The organism is Mesobacillus sp. (assembly GCF_057785455.1).
On record NZ_JBYNSB010000056.1, the window covers coordinates 1 to 15,039 of the forward strand.

16 protein-coding genes are annotated in these 15,039 nt (G+C 41.6%); 10 read left to right on the plus strand and 6 right to left on the minus strand.

Features of this window, described 5'->3' with window-relative positions:
- Window positions 1–1,382 (plus strand): ABC-F family ATP-binding cassette domain-containing protein (locus tag AC3EBE_RS20685; protein WP_488596917.1); only part of this gene is annotated, 1,382 nt, incomplete at its 5' end.
- Window positions 1,383–1,537: 155 nt separating this feature from the next.
- On the opposite strand, the gene AC3EBE_RS20690 is transcribed toward AC3EBE_RS20685, so the two are convergent.
- Window positions 1,538–1,669, minus strand: coding sequence for a YuzL family protein (locus AC3EBE_RS20690; protein WP_488596918.1), 132 nt, complete (start codon window positions 1,667–1,669; stop codon window positions 1,538–1,540).
- 102 nt (window positions 1,670–1,771) lie between these two features.
- Between AC3EBE_RS20690 and AC3EBE_RS20695 the strand changes: the two genes are divergently transcribed.
- The 3 genes from AC3EBE_RS20695 (at window position 1,772) to modB (ending at window position 3,797) form a co-directional block, all read left to right on the plus strand.
- On the plus strand, window positions 1,772–2,023 hold the full coding sequence (locus AC3EBE_RS20695) for a YkuS family protein (protein WP_488596919.1): 252 nt from the start codon (window positions 1,772–1,774) through the stop codon (window positions 2,021–2,023).
- 337 nt (window positions 2,024–2,360) lie between these two features.
- Window positions 2,361–3,134: a molybdate ABC transporter substrate-binding protein gene (gene modA / locus AC3EBE_RS20700; RefSeq protein ID WP_488596920.1), complete on the plus strand. Its 774-nt coding sequence runs from the start codon at window positions 2,361–2,363 to the stop codon at window positions 3,132–3,134.
- A gap of 6 nt (window positions 3,135–3,140) precedes the next feature.
- Entirely contained in the window at window positions 3,141–3,797 is a 657-nt protein-coding gene (modB, locus tag AC3EBE_RS20705) for a molybdate ABC transporter permease subunit (RefSeq protein ID WP_488596921.1), read from the plus strand.
- A gap of 83 nt (window positions 3,798–3,880) precedes the next feature.
- Here the strand turns inward: modB and AC3EBE_RS20710 are convergent, their stop codons facing one another.
- The 4 genes from AC3EBE_RS20710 to AC3EBE_RS20725 form a co-directional block, all read right to left on the minus strand.
- A complete protein-coding gene (locus AC3EBE_RS20710; protein WP_488596922.1) occupies window positions 3,881–4,531 on the minus strand; it encodes a DUF4352 domain-containing protein in 651 nt (216 codons plus the stop codon).
- A 62-nt stretch (window positions 4,532–4,593) separates the two neighbouring features.
- Window positions 4,594–5,982, minus strand: a complete 1,389-nt coding sequence (locus AC3EBE_RS20715; protein WP_488596923.1) for an alkaline phosphatase — start codon at window positions 5,980–5,982, stop codon at window positions 4,594–4,596.
- A 140-nt stretch (window positions 5,983–6,122) separates the two neighbouring features.
- Window positions 6,123–7,283, minus strand: coding sequence for a D-alanyl-D-alanine carboxypeptidase family protein (locus AC3EBE_RS20720; RefSeq protein ID WP_488596924.1), 1,161 nt, complete (start codon window positions 7,281–7,283; stop codon window positions 6,123–6,125).
- A 194-nt stretch (window positions 7,284–7,477) separates the two neighbouring features.
- Window positions 7,478–8,680, minus strand: coding sequence for a DHH family phosphoesterase (locus AC3EBE_RS20725; RefSeq protein ID WP_488596925.1), 1,203 nt, complete (start codon window positions 8,678–8,680; stop codon window positions 7,478–7,480).
- Window positions 8,681–8,832: 152 nt separating this feature from the next.
- Between AC3EBE_RS20725 and AC3EBE_RS20730 the strand changes: the two genes are divergently transcribed.
- The 5 genes from AC3EBE_RS20730 to AC3EBE_RS20750 all read left to right on the plus strand — a co-directional run bounded on the left by AC3EBE_RS20730 (window position 8,833) and on the right by AC3EBE_RS20750 (window position 14,173).
- Entirely contained in the window at window positions 8,833–9,282 is a 450-nt protein-coding gene (locus AC3EBE_RS20730) for a cupredoxin domain-containing protein (RefSeq protein ID WP_488596926.1), read from the plus strand.
- A gap of 314 nt (window positions 9,283–9,596) precedes the next feature.
- Window positions 9,597–11,822: a formate C-acetyltransferase gene (gene pflB, locus AC3EBE_RS20735; RefSeq protein WP_488596927.1), complete on the plus strand. Its 2,226-nt coding sequence runs from the start codon at window positions 9,597–9,599 to the stop codon at window positions 11,820–11,822.
- 75 nt (window positions 11,823–11,897) lie between these two features.
- On the plus strand, window positions 11,898–12,629 hold the full coding sequence (gene pflA / locus AC3EBE_RS20740; RefSeq protein WP_488596928.1) for a pyruvate formate-lyase-activating protein: 732 nt from the start codon (window positions 11,898–11,900) through the stop codon (window positions 12,627–12,629).
- Window positions 12,630–12,744: 115 nt separating this feature from the next.
- A complete protein-coding gene (locus tag AC3EBE_RS20745) occupies window positions 12,745–13,479 on the plus strand; it encodes an urease accessory protein UreH domain-containing protein (protein ID WP_488596929.1) in 735 nt (244 codons plus the stop codon).
- Window positions 13,480–13,594: 115 nt separating this feature from the next.
- A complete protein-coding gene (locus tag AC3EBE_RS20750; protein ID WP_488596930.1) occupies window positions 13,595–14,173 on the plus strand; it encodes a biotin transporter BioY in 579 nt (192 codons plus the stop codon).
- Between the two features lie 37 nt (window positions 14,174–14,210).
- Here AC3EBE_RS20750 and AC3EBE_RS20755 read toward each other — a convergent pair whose 3' ends face one another.
- Window positions 14,211–14,528 (minus strand): hypothetical protein, encoded by a 318-nt coding sequence (locus AC3EBE_RS20755; protein ID WP_488596931.1) that lies wholly within the window; start codon window positions 14,526–14,528, stop codon window positions 14,211–14,213.
- 207 nt (window positions 14,529–14,735) lie between these two features.
- On the opposite strand from AC3EBE_RS20755, the gene AC3EBE_RS20760 reads away from it, so the two are divergent.
- Entirely contained in the window at window positions 14,736–15,029 is a 294-nt protein-coding gene (locus AC3EBE_RS20760; RefSeq protein ID WP_488596932.1) for a hypothetical protein, read from the plus strand.
- Window positions 15,030–15,039: the final 10 nt, after the last annotated feature.

Genomic DNA, 15,039 nt, shown 5'->3' on the forward strand with positions numbered 1-15,039 from the left:
CTGTTTTAGAAACAGTTATGATGGGCCATAAACGTTTGTATGAGGTAATGAACGAAAAGAACGCCATTTATATGAAAGAAGATTTCTCTGATGAAGACGGCATGCGTGCAGCTGAACTCGAAGGTGAATTTGCTGATATGAATGGATGGGAAGCGGAATCTGAAGCGGCTATTCTCCTTCAAGGTTTGGGAATTGGCGAAGAATTTCACACGAAAAAAATGGCTGATTTAACTGGTTCTGAAAAAGTGAAAGTGCTTTTGGCACAAGCTCTATTCGGCAAACCAGACGTTCTTTTACTCGATGAGCCTACTAACCATCTGGACTTAAAAGCAATTCAATGGTTAGAAGAATTCCTGATTAACTTTGAAAACACAGTTATCGTTGTTTCCCATGACCGTCACTTCCTGAATAAGGTTTGTACACATATAGCTGACCTTGACTTCGGCAAAATCCAGCTGTATGTCGGGAACTATGACTTCTGGTATGAATCCAGCCAACTCGCATTGAAAATGCAACAGGATACCAATCGTAAAAAAGAAGAAAAAATCAAGGAATTGCAAGCGTTCATCGCGAGATTCAGTGCCAATGCTTCTAAATCAAAGCAGGCGACCTCCCGTAAAAAGCTCCTTGATAAAATTTCTTTAGACGATATTAGACCGTCTTCCCGTAAGTATCCATACGTTGGATTCACTCCGGAACGTGAAATCGGGAATGATCTATTAAGAGTAGACGGAATCTCCAAAACCATTGATGGTGTTAAAGTCCTTGATAATATCAGCTTTATCATGAATAAGGATGACAAAATCGCTCTTATTGGCAGGAATGAAATTGCCATCACTACCTTGTTCAAGATTCTCATGGGAGAAATCGAGCCGGACAGCGGTACATTCAAATGGGGTGTGACAACATCCCAGGCGTACTTCCCTAAGGATAACTCAGAGTTCTTTGAAGGCTCAGACCTTACTCTGGTTGATTGGCTACGCCAATTCTCCCCTAAGGATGACAGCGAGAGCTTCTTGCGCGGTTTCCTGGGCAGAATGCTGTTCTCAGGCGAAGAAGTTCTTAAGAAAGCGAGTGTACTTTCAGGAGGAGAAAAAGTCCGCTGCATGCTTTCGAAGATGATGCTTTCTGGAGCAAATGTCCTGTTGCTCGATGAACCTACGAACCACCTTGATCTCGAATCCATTACTGCCTTGAACAATGGAATGATCAATTTTAAAGGCTCAATGATCTTCTCTTCTCATGACCATCAATTCGTCCAGACTGTGGCAAACAGAATTCTTGAGATTACTCCAGCTGGCCTTGTTGACAAACAGATGACTTATGATGAGTATCTTGAAAACGAAGAGCTTCAAAAGCAAGTTGCACAAATGTACGCTTAAAAAAATTGTGACACAGCGGCCACGTAGACCACTGTGTCATTAATCAAAGCAATGTATTTTCTTGTATACGTAAAAAGACTGAAACCCCTTCTCTATATCATTGAAGGGGTTTTTCTTTATCCAATATCCTAATTAATTCGATTTCCAGCAGACAGCTAATCCTTTTTTTGCTTTTTGCGTGATGAGGATGCTGTCCTGCTTCCAGTTTCACTAACTGTCGTTCCCTGTCCTTCGACCTGGGATGAATTCAAGCCGATCGTTGACGGGTCCTTTTTGCGTTTTGACATAGTCTCCCCTCCATTCGGTTATTTGGTTCTTTCATATTGTCTTGCTTAGGGAATATTTTATTCTTTTTGCGGAAAACTTAAACTGGTAAGGAGGTGTGATGAATGGCTCGAATTGGTGTAGAACAGTCATTAACAAATGTTTCTGAAGCGCTGCGTGAAAGAGGCCACGAAGTAATTGAACTGCGACAGGAAGCGGATGCTCAAGGCTGCGATTATTGCATAGTAAGCGGTGTAGATTCCAATGTCATGGGAATGCAGGATGCAGCGATACAAGGATCTGTAATTGAGGCAAGCGGACTGTCTGCTGACGAGGTATGCAGACAAATCGATCAGAAGACAGGAAATATGCAATAATCTATCAAAACTGCCCTCCGGCAGTTTTTTTTTGTAATGATAATTCAGTCGTGAACAAAAAATCATTCCCAACCTTCCCACAGGCGATCCTCCTAGCAGTGAAGTCAAAAAGGCAGAGTAACATCACCTACATAGGTTTTACAATCAAATTCTTTCAATCCCTTAGAAGTACTATCCTCGAAAAAATTTTATTTTCACGAACTTGTGATATTTTATATGTGCCCAGCAATGCCAATTTCGCTATAATCAATTGTATACACCATTTTTCCAACATATTTAACTTGTATGCTCTCTGTTTGTGGGTAAATATGGACCACAACGAAAGGATGTCGCGTTTTTGAGGAATGTATCGTTAATTTTTTTCATCATAGTTGCTATTTTCCTTGCTGGCTGCGGGAGGCCTGGGCATGGCGATAGTAAAGAAATTACCGTTTCAGCCGCCGCAAGCCTCCAGGAAGCACTGGAAGAAGCGGGGAAAATATATATGAAGGATCATCCCGATGTAAGGCTTGTCTTTAACTTTGGCGGTTCTGGCTCACTGCAGCAGCAAATTGCCCAGGGTGCTCCTGTTGATGTGTTTATTTCAGCCTCTGAGGAACAATACCAGCAGTTGTTGGAGGAAAAAAAGATTGATATTGAACAGTCTGTACAGCTGTTGACCAATGAACTTGTCCTTATCGTACCAAAGAACAAGGAACCAATAAAGGGTCTGGAAGAATTGCGAAACGGAGCAATTAAAAGGATAGCCCTTGGTACGCCCGAAACTGTTCCAGCCGGCAAGTACGCAAAGCAGGCTTTACAATCCACAGGCATATGGGACAATATTGAAGCTAAACTTATTTACACAAAAGATGTGAGGCAAGTCCTCACCTATGCTGAAACGGGGAATGTTGATGCAGGCATTGTCTATAAAACAGATGCCTTGATTTCAGATAAGATTAAGGTCACTACACTTACTGAAGAAGCATCACACGACCCAATCATTTATCCTGCAGGAGTAATTGCTGCCTCTAAAAACCACGAGGCAGCAGTCAGCTTCTTTAAGTTCCTGACAGAGAGAGAAACAATGGAAATTTTTAAAAAATATGGCTTTGATGCAGCATTGGATTGATTGTTTATGAGTATGGATTTTTGGTCTCCGATAAAACTATCACTTGAAATAGCCTCAATATCAGTGATCGTGGTATTTTTTTTCGGAATTGCAGCAGCGAGAATCTTATCCAGACGAAATTTCTATGGAAAAACCGCGATAGAAACACTCTTGACCCTGCCGCTGGTTCTCCCTCCTACTGTAGTCGGCTTTTTGCTGGTTATTATTTTCGGGATAAACAGCCCTATTGGAAGAATGATTGAAGCTGTGTTTGGAGGCCCGATTATGTTTACCTGGTGGGCGGCAGTGATCGCTTCCTCTGTAGTCGCTTTTCCTTTAATGTATCAATCTGCAAAGACAGGCTTCCTTTCCATTGATCCGGGAGCTGAAGAAGCAGCTAGAGTGGACGGGGCAAACGAATGGAAAGTGTTTTTATTTGTAACTCTGCCGCTATCAGCTAGGACATTGGTGACCGGGTTCATCCTTAGCTTCGCAAGAGCTCTAGGGGAGTTTGGAGCAACGCTGATGTTTGCGGGAAATTTGCCCGGCAAGACACAGACTGCCCCGACTGCAATCTATGTTGCCATTGAATCGGGAAATATGGAAGCAGCGTGGCTCTGGGTGATTACACTTGCAGGGATTTCTTTCTTAATGCTATATTCCACAACCAGAATAAAACATTAAAAGCCCCGTGATTAACGGGGCTTTGTCCGGTTTAAAGCTTAACCATATTTGGCTGAACATAAGTGCCCCGCCATTTCCTAACCTTATTCAAACGGAATAGTCAATTTCACCGGAGCAGCTAATTTCTTCTTGTCCTTCCCTATCAAATCTCCAGAAATCATTTCTACTTTATTGATTGTATTCAGGTCCTCGACTATAAAACCGATATTTCCCTTTTTGGTTTGGCCTGGTGAGATTTCCCCATTCAAATCCTCCAGGTAGAAATCATCCTCCCATGTTTTCATGGTAGTATCATTGATCTTCATCATTGCTACAGGAGCAAAATGGTATTTTTCTTTTGTGTCATTTTTCACTTCAACTGATAATTTCACAAAATTAAACTCCTCATCATGGGTATATGGATGATAAAAATCAATTAGGCTATAGTCGGGCACATAGTGAAGGAATTTAATATTCTTGATTGTGTATTGCAATCCACCGACTGTCAATGTCTGGTTAACTTCTTTCATAGCTTTTAATGTGAGTTCACCTTTACGGTCGGCAACCGATTCTCCAACACCAGTTAAAGAGCTGTCGTCGGCAACCTGGGGGTTGGGGACATAAACATCAGGTTTATTTTGACTTCCGGCCTGCTCTTTTTGGTTGGCAGCTTTCAAATTTCCTTTAGGCTGGTCACCAAAGGAACACCCCGTTACCAATGACATGGCTAGAATGATTCCAAGATACTTTTTCATTTTGAAAACCCCTTTCCAAAAAAATTCCCACAGGCCAAGGATCCTGCGGGAGATTCAGTTTTTTACTTTTTCTTGCTTGTTTTTAAAATATCAAAGATGTTTTTTGCATTATCTGTATTGTCGATCTGTCCATAGAAGCGTTCTTTACCTGGTCCAAAAGCATATACCGGAACGTCTTCACCCGTATGTCCGCCAGTTGTCCAGCCAGTGTTTGAACGTGTATCGAAAATCTTTTCGATGGCTTTATCAATGTCGGATGCTTTTTTGCTCACACCCGCATCCTTTACTGATTGGATTTCTTCAGCTGTCAATTCAGGCTGGCCTTCAGATTTGAAGTCAATATACTTCTTTAAGGTCGCCTCAGTATCTGCTCCCCCTGCAATTTCTTCAGCCATGAAGTCAGGTGTACGTTTAGCAGCCCTGATCGGTGCACCAAACCAGTTATAGATGCCATTTGCTCCGATTGAATATCCACCCGTTGAATGGTCAGCAGTTGCGACAACTAAGGTGTGCTTGTCTTTCTTGGCAAATTCGATAGCAGCCTTGTAAGCTTTTTCGAAATCTTCCATTTCACTCATTGCCCCAACGATATCGTTGTCATGACCAGCCCAGTCTACCTGGCTGCCCTCTACCATCAAGAAGAAACCATCTTTGTCTTTATTCAGGCGCTTAATTGCTGAATCTGTCATCTCAGCAAGAGAAGGTGTGCTTTCCTCACGGTCAATCATCTTTGGTAAGCCGCCCTCTGCGAAAAGGCCAAGGACTTTATCGTTCTGATCCTTCAGCATTTGCTTCTTATCAGTGACATAACTGTAGCCAGCATCCTTGAATTCTTTAGTGAGATTTCGGTCAGGGCGGACAAAATTGCTTAATCCGCCGCCAAGCATGACATCCACTTTATGTTCACCGTTTATCATTTCATCAAAATAGTCATCTGCGATTGAATTCATATTCTTCCTTGATATATCATGAGCTCCAAAAGAAGCAGGAGTAGCATGCGTTACTTCAGATGTTGCTACGAGTCCAGTCGCCTTGCCGTTTTCCTTTGCCGCTTCAAGAACTGTTTTCACTTCAGTTTTATCATTATCTACTGCGATCGCAGCATTGTAAGTCTTGATGCCTGCTGACATAGCTGTTGCTGCTGCTGCTGAATCAGTAACGTTCTGTTCAGGATCTTCCGGATACGTCATTTGGTTACCAACAAGGTATTTATCAAACTCCGTTTTCTCCATTCCAGCTGTTTCAGGATTGTCTTGCAAGTAACGGTATGCTGATGTGTAAGAAACACCCATGCCGTCACCAATGAGAAAAATCACGTTTTTAATTTCTGGTTCATTCTGTCTTTTGTCACTTTTAGCTTCTGCGTTGAAAGTTCCTGCAAGGGTGCCGAACGCTACAGTAGAAAGTACAGCGATCGGGAGTATCTTCTTTTTAAAGTTTTTCTTAATCATTCCAAGACCTCCAGATAATTTATTTTAGCCACTTCCTACTTTAATCGAAAACTATTAATCTCTTATTAATAGAATGTAAAAGAGTTTTAAGAGAATGTTAAGTGATGTTTTGCAATGGGACAAAAAAAGAAGCAGGCTAATCACCTGCTCCTGAATTTCCTATTTCTCTTTTGTTTCTTGCCTAAAACCCATCCCGCCGCAGCCAGGAGAAATATCCCCCCTCCTAGTACTGAATTGGAGAGTAAACCGTTTTTCTCGGATTTTTGGGGAGTTTTTTTCACTTTTGGCTGCTCGGTTTTAATTTCTTCCAGCTCAACCCGCTGGATGGTAACGCCTTTTTCATTTTGGATTTTAAGAACTCCATTGGAACTGATAGTCCTTCCGCCTCCACTCACCGGTTCTGTTAAATATGAATCCTCATCCGCCTGGAACCTGTGATTAATGTTTGTGAATACCTCTCCTTTTTTTAATACAGAGGACTTAAAATGTGTAAATCCATAGTCAAATAGCTTTATAGTGTCATCGTATATTTTTCTTTTATATTCGGATTTCAACAGGATTGCTGTCAGCTTCATTTGTCCATTGTCAGCTGTGGTTGCAAGCGTTTGCTTGGATTGATCTACAAAGCCGGTTTTTCCTCCAGTAACACCCTGATAGGGGATTTCCCCTTTTAGCATTCGATGATGAGAAAGAATGGTTGTGTCCCATGATTCACCATCCCATTTCATTTGCCTGGTACCAAAAATCTCACGGAAAGCCTGATTTCTCATCGCATAATTTAATATACTGCCAAGATCCCTGGCAGTGGTGTAATGATTTTCATCAAATAATCCATGAGGATTTACAAAATGGGTAGATTTCGCTCCTGCCTGGGAAGCAAGATATTCATTAATATTTTGTGAGAAATCCTCCAAGTTGCCGTTTAAATGAATGGCAATCGCCAATGCAGCATCATTCCCAGAGTTGATCATCATTCCCTGTATCAATTTTTTTAAAGTTACCTGTTCTCCAGGATTTAAATAAACTCTAGTTCCATCTAAAGTCAATACCTCATCAGTGACGGTCACAATATCATCAAGATTTCCTGTTTCAATTGCGTAAATGGCAGTAGCAATTTTGGTGAGGCTCGCAGGATACATTTTAGCCTGTTCATTCTTCCCAAAAAGAATAGCTCCTGACTGTGTATCCATTAACACGGCAGCCTCAGAGGTCAATTCAGGGGAAGCATCCTCAGCTGCTGCTCCTGTAACAGCGGATAATAATAAAAGAAAGGTCAAGGAGAGAAGAAGAAATTTATTCATAATAACACATCCAATAATCTAGTCTACTTGCTTATTTTATCAAAAATAGATAGAAATTTCTGTAGAGTCATTGAATTTTAATTTTTATGGAAAATACTTGTATCACTATAATATGGTTCCTGAGCAGCCTATATTTGGCCATTGAATGATCAACGCTTGGCCAATTAGTCTGAAAGAAGAAAACCCACCATAATTCATATGATGGGTTTTTTGTGATGGAACACGATCGATTCCAGATAGTTAATATACACATCATCTCTTGCCAGCGCAGCTCCAAACTCTCTCTTTACATGTTTTTCGGCAGCTAGATAATCATGAAATGGCCCCAACTTTTCTCCCTTTTCCATCCCGATAAAAAACTCATTGCCATTAGAAAAGATGAAAAAGATATCTCGTTCTCGATTCTCATATAAAGTCCCGCTGCCTGATTCCTTCAAATTATATGTATTCCTCGCAGCATCCTGCCGAATGGGCTCAAGGGGGAAGGCCTCCTCAATATACCGACGGTAAGCCTCTGAATTCATGGAACATCCTGACGCCTTTGCATGTCCCCCGCCGCCAAATTCCCCTGCAATCGCTGAAACATCTACATGGTCATGTATAGTTCTGAAGCTGATTTTTTTACTGCCCAAATTCAGGATGGCGATATAGTCCAGATGGGAGAATTCTTTGCCTAATTCATTGCCCAATTCAGAATGATAGGATTCGGCGTGAACAATTCCTCCATATAAATCCTTTGTTTTGATCTGGATGATTTCACGCTTTTTTCTTCTTATGTATCTTTCGATTTTATCCTCTTCCATCTCCAGCAATTTATCTTCAAACTCGTCATACTCAAAATTCTCGCCAGCAACAAGTCTTGGCAGCATTCTTTCTTCAAATTCCTCTATCGATATCATAAAGAACAAATCATTTAGGTTCTTGGCTTTATAATTCTTAAGGATGTCCCAGTCCCACGTATCATACTGGCGGACAAGCTCGACAAATTCATCAAGGGCACCATTCCGGTTTAAATGGCCCTTCTGAACAAGATGCTCATAAACAAGAGATGCTGCGCACGTGAAGGTTCCTGACTCATCTTCTACTTTCACGTGCCCCCATGAAAAATCATTAAAACGCAGTGCTGTTTTATGGTGGTCAATCAGCTGCGCCTTGCCGCCTTCTATAACAAATTTATTCACTTTATCGGTCATCTCCTCATTAAGTGACAGATCAGTGATATATAAAACTCCCTCCTTTTTCATGCGTTCATTCAGCTTTTCAAGAAAACGGTCTACTTGCAGATTCAAACCAGAAACAGAGTTATACCGAATTTCTGCTTTTTCCCCGTATGCCAGCCTGAATAAAATTCCACAGGCTACACCATCCAGGTCATTATGTGTGAATAAATAATACATCTGATCCTCCTAGACAATTTGATAACCTATAGTTTTGTATTTACCTTTCGAAACTATGCAATCCATGCTCGATGATAAATTCTTTTAAAAAAAAGACAAGTTCCCTATATGGACATGCATAAATATTTACTAATAATAAAGGAGGTATTGATATGCATTTTTTCGTAGTAAAGAAAAGGGTTCTTTATATTCTCGGCCTTGCAGGTTTACTTGCCGTGATTGGCTCTCTATGGCTGTCACTCAAGCCAGATGCTGAACCTGCCATCGGCCAGCCAAGTGAATCAATCAGGGAAATTCATATGGTGACGGGTGAGTTCAAATCAACAACTGAAGACGGAAAGGAAATTGAAGCCTACCGCTGGGACCCTGGAACGATCTTTGTAGAAAAAGGGGAAAAGGTCCGCCAAATAATTCGGGGAATAAACGGTAAAGAGCATCCTTTTATCATTGAAGGTACTGATATTAAAGGAGTTGTAAAAAAAGGGGAAGATACAGTGGTACCTTTACAGTTCGAAAAAGAGGGAACTTACAGGCTGATTTGCTTAACTCATCCTACAGCTGAAAATAACGGACCGATGATTGCCTACATTGTCGTAGATTAATCATTCACTTGAACAGGACACTTAGTCCTGTTTTTTTTTTAATAACGACACAAAAAATACAAAACAACATACTCATCTTGTTAATATCTCCTGCTATCATATTATTTAACTACTTTTTTATATAACAGAATACAATTTTACTATTTTCTATATAATACAGTTTTTTGATATACGAACCAATAGAACGCCATAACCCCCACGTTCAATTATTGTTCAATATTTCACAAATCCGTCACACTCAAACTGTTATAGTCGTAGTATGATGAAAGTGTGATATCTGTTATATAAATTATTAACTTCTGAGGTGACTCGAAATGGAACAATGGAAAGGTTTTAAAACAGGTATATGGACAGAAGACATCAATGTCAGGGACTTTATTTTAAAGAACTACAAGGAATATATTGGTGGTTCAGACTTTCTAGAAGACGCAACTGAGGAAACTCACCTTCTTTGGCAGCAGGTGATGGAATTAACAAAGCAGGAACGCGATAATGGCGGTGTCCTTGATATGGACACTAAAGTAGTTTCTACCATTACTTCTCACGGACCAGGATATTTGGATAAGAATAAAGAAAAAATTGTTGGCTTCCAGACTGATCAGCCATTTAAACGTTCTATGCAGCCTTTTGGCGGAATACGCATGGCAAAAGCGGCCTGTGAAGCATACGGTTATGAATTGGATAAGGAAGTCGAGAAAATTTTCACGGATTTCAGGAAAACCCATAACCAGGGTGTCTTCGATGTTTATACCAAAGAAATGCTGCAGGCCCGCAAGGCAGGTATCATTACAGGTCTGCCTGATGCCTACGGCCGTGGCCGGATCATTGGTGACTACCGTCGAGTAGCCCTTTACGGGGTAGATTTCCTGATGGAGCAAAAGAAGAATGACCATGGTTCGACCAGCAATGTCATGACAGAGGACACAATGAGGTTAAGGGAAGAGATTTCAGAGCAATATCGTTCTCTGAATGAACTCAAAAAGCTTGCAGAGAGCTATGGCTATGATATTTCCAAACCAGCATCAAATGCTGCCGAAGCATTCCAATGGGTATACTTCGCTTATTTGGCTGCAATCAAAGAGCAAAACGGTGCTGCCATGAGCCTCGGACGTGTCGCTACATTCCTTGATATTTATATTGAACGTGACCTTCAGAATGGCTTAATCACCGAACAGGAAGCACAGGAGCTTGTCGATCATTTTGTCATGAAGCTCCGTCTTGTAAAGTTTGCCCGCACACCTGATTACAATGAATTATTCAGCGGCGACCCTACATGGGTAACAGAATCCATCGGAGGCATGGCCCACAGCGGACAATCATTGGTAACAAAGAACTCTTTCCGATTCCTGCACACACTTGATAATCTTGGCCCGGCTCCTGAACCTAACCTGACAGTGTTATGGTCTCCTGCCCTGCCGGAGAATTTCAAGAAGTATTGTGCGGAGATGTCCATCAAGACAAGCTCAATTCAATATGAAAACGATGACCTTATGCGCTGTGAATATGGCGATGATTATGGCATAGCCTGCTGTGTATCTGCGATGGAAATCGGCAAACAGATGCAATTCTTCGGAGCACGTGCAAACCTGGCAAAAGCATTGCTGTATGCAATAAACGGCGGTGTAGATGAAAAGCTAAAAATCCAGGTGGCTCCGGAGTTCAGCCCAATTACAAGTGAGATTCTCGATTACAAGGAAGTCATGGCTAAATTTGACACTGTCATGGAGTGGCTGGCAGGTCTATACATCAATACTTTGAACGTCATACATTATATGCATGATAAATACAGCTATGAAAGAATTGAAATGGCTTTGCATGACACCGAAGTATTGAGGACAATGGCAACTGGTATAGCAGGGCTAAGTGTCGTAGCTGATTCACTGAGCGCCATCAAGTACGCCAAGGTAAAAGTGATTCGTGACGAGAATGGTGTTGCCGTCGATTTTGAAACAGAGGGAGATTTCCCTAAATATGGGAATAATGACGATCGAGTTGACAGCATTGCAGTTGAATTAGTAAAGAGCTTTATGACAAAGCTTCGAAAGCATCCGACATATCGCAACTCTGTGCATACAATGTCGATCCTGACCATCACGTCAAACGTTGTATACGGCAAGAAAACCGGAAACACACCGGACGGAAGACGTGCAGGTGAACCATTCGCTCCCGGAGCAAATCCAATGCACGGACGCGATACTAAAGGAACGCTTGCTTCCCTGTCTTCTGTAGCGAAACTGCCATACAGCTATGCCTTGGACGGAATTTCAAATACCTTCTCCATCGTGCCTAAGGCACTAGGAAAAGATGAAGAAAGCCGCAAGAATAATCTGGTTTCCATTCTTGATGGATATGCAATCAAGGATGGGCATCACTTAAACGTTAACGTGTTCAATAGAGAAACATTATTGAATGCAATGGAACATCCTGAAGAATATCCTCAGCTGACAATCCGTGTGTCAGGTTACGCAGTCAACTTTATCAAACTTACACGGGAACAGCAGCTGGATGTAATCAATCGTACATTCCATGAATCTATGTAACTAATACTTTGCCAAACTTGCCGGAACGGTTTGCCCCTCTCTTTGGGGCTCCGTTACCCGAAAGGAGAACTCACCATGAACGGGAACATTCACTCTATTGAAACCTTTGGAACAGTTGACGGCCCGGGAATCCGCTATGTCGTCTTCACTCAGGGCTGCCTGCTGCGCTGCCAATTTTGCCATAATGCAGATACATGGGAGATCGGTACAGGCAAACAAATGACTGTTTCTGAAATCATGGCTGATTTGACCTCCTATCTTCCATTCATACAGGCTTCAGGGGGCGGGATTACTGTGAGCGGCGGGGAGCCGCTGCTGCAGATCCCTTTCCTTACAGAACTTTTTAAGGAATGCAAAAAGCTTGGGATCCATACAGCTATCGACTCCTCAGGAGGCTGCTACTCCAGCGCCCCGCTTTTTCAACAGCAGCTGTCCGAACTGTTGAAATACACTGACCTTGTATTATTGGATTTAAAGCATATAAACAGGAAGAAGCATATAAAGCTGACAGGGATGGCAAATGACCATATATTAGATTTCGCGCGCTATCTGTCTGATCATCTGGTACCAATTTGGGTCCGCCATGTGCTGGTTCCCGGTGTGACCAATGATCGGGAAGACCTCACCAAGCTGGGGGAATTTATTGGTACTCTTGACAATGTACAAAAAGTAGAGGTCCTGCCATATCATAAGCTTGGCGTCTATAAATGGGAAGCCCTTGGCCTCGAATACCCGCTTAAGGACACAGAGCCACCAGGAGAAAATGAAGTAGAAAATGCATATGAAATTTTGACTAGCCTACTTTAAGCGAAATGGAATGAAGCTTTGCAGCAGATTATTTTCTATCTGCTGCTTTTTGTGCATGGTTTTTTGATATTTTTTTTGTATTATGGGGTTAACCCGATAGCAATGGAGGTATTACATGTATCAATTTTTCAGTGAGATCAGCCAGATTTTAAGCAGCCCATTCTTTACCCTTGTAAATCAGGCAGTACATATGCCCTTATTGGCAAGCTTTCTACTCGGACTTGTCGGAGCCCTTGCTCCATGTCAGCTTTCCGGGAATCTTGGTGCCATAACCTTTTATGGAAATCGCAGTCTTCAAACTAAGAGCCAGTGGACTGATATCAGTTTCTTCATACTCGGAAAAATCACTGTATTCTCCTTGCTTGGATTCGCAGTTTGGAGTGTCGGCCAAAGTTTCCAGGAGGCTTTGCCTTCTTTTTTCTCCTCATTCCGGAAGTTGATGGGCCCTCTCTTCATCTTGATTGGGCTTACTCTTTTTGGAGTGGTAAAACTTAATTGGATCAATAGATTGGCAGCTTTCCTGCCTAAATTTGAAGGGACCGGAAAATGGGGATCATATTTAATGGGTATAAGCTTTTCTATTGCTTTTTGTCCCACTATGTTTTCCTTATACTTCTTTTCCTTAATGCCGATTGTCTTAAGCACTTCGTATGGAGCTATCCTTCCCCCTATATTTGCGATTGGCACCTCCATTCCTGTTTTGGTTTTCGCCGCGATAATTACTTTTGTCGGCCTGGATGGTTCATTGATGAAAAAAAGCCGCAATTTCGGCTTAATCGTCCAAAAAAGTGCAGGAATTATATTAATCCTTCTTGGCACTCTTGATACCCTTACCTATTGGTTAAGTTAGTTCACATGCTGACCAGCTTTGGGCAGCATGTTTTCTATTGACAAAAAACTCAGGAAATATTAAAGTCTGAATGTAAACTAAAATATATTTCAGTTAACAAAAAGGGGAGAAAAAAATGACCAAACAACAGGTCAAATTAAGAATGATGATCATCACAGCACTCTTTGCTGCCATCATTGGCGTTTTGGCTCAGTTAACCATCCCGCTGCCGCTTGTCCCGATTACTGGACAAACTTTGGCAATTGGACTGGCTGCGACCATTCTGGGCTCAAGATATGGCACCATCTCCGTTTTGCTTTATTTATTTATCGGAGCAGTGGGTGTACCAGTTTTCGCTGAATTTTCAGGGGGAATCTCAAAGCTTGTAGGTCCTACAGGAGGATACCTTGTCGGATTTTTACCTGCGGCATTTATCATGGGCTGGCTGCTCGAAAAGACATCCTTTACCTATTTAAATGCGATAATAGCCAACACAATCGGGATGGTCATCACGTTGTTCTTTGGAACAATATGGCTGAAGATTGCAATGGACATGACATGGACGGCAGCTTTTACAGGTGGCTTCCTTCCGTTTATCATAGTGGGAATCATCAAAGCTGCGCTCGCATCCTGGATGGGGATTCTTGTCCGCAAGAGGCTTGAAACCGCAAACCTTCTTGTCTCCTCTCACTCCAATTTATCTAAATCTGCATAAAAGAAGGCCATGGCATCCTATTCCATGGCTTTTCTTATTATGCAATATTCATGTTATCCTTATATCCAGGTTCGCAATTTATGCAGACATTCTCATCATAATCAGTCGTATTTACATCTTCTGCATTATATTCAATGCCGCACAATGAACATTCTACCATTTCATCACCGGCATCTTCGGCAGCTTCTGGAATTGAGTCATTCACTTTTAACTCACTTACCCAGATTCCGCTAATATTGGACATTTCTGTTTCGATATATGCCTTAGCAGCTTCCTCTGTTTCCCAAACACCATGGTCCCAGAGCATTTCATCCGCACTGCCCGAATTGATCATTAGACAATAAACAGTTTTCATCGTTACTACCCCTTTCGGCAGGATTGTCCTATTTAAATAGCCCCTTTTTCCCTATTTGAAACCAGCCTCTCTATTACAATGTTTGGAAGTGAAACTTTTTTCATAGATAAATCGTACAAATAATAAACTTCCATTGATAACTCCATGGAAAAGAAATATACTTAGTTAAGCTGAAAAGTCGAAGTGCTGCTAAAAAGAGGTGATCGCATGCTCCTGGAGATTTACGCACAGTCGCTGGATGGAACGGGAATTTACAGTATATATCTCGCCCTGCTGTTAAGCATGTCGATTTCAGCATACTTATATATAAGCGATGCTTCTTTAAACGACTCGTGCTTATTCGAAGTCAAGTTTAAACCTTCCGCGTCAGAAACGGCTTTTAAAAATAAAGCGGAACTAAATCCTAGCATGCAGCTGCAAATTATTAAACGTATTAAGATAAAAATCGATCCAGGCGATGATAAAACTCCATTTTCTCCTTTACTGATTGCATATTTATAAACAATCTATT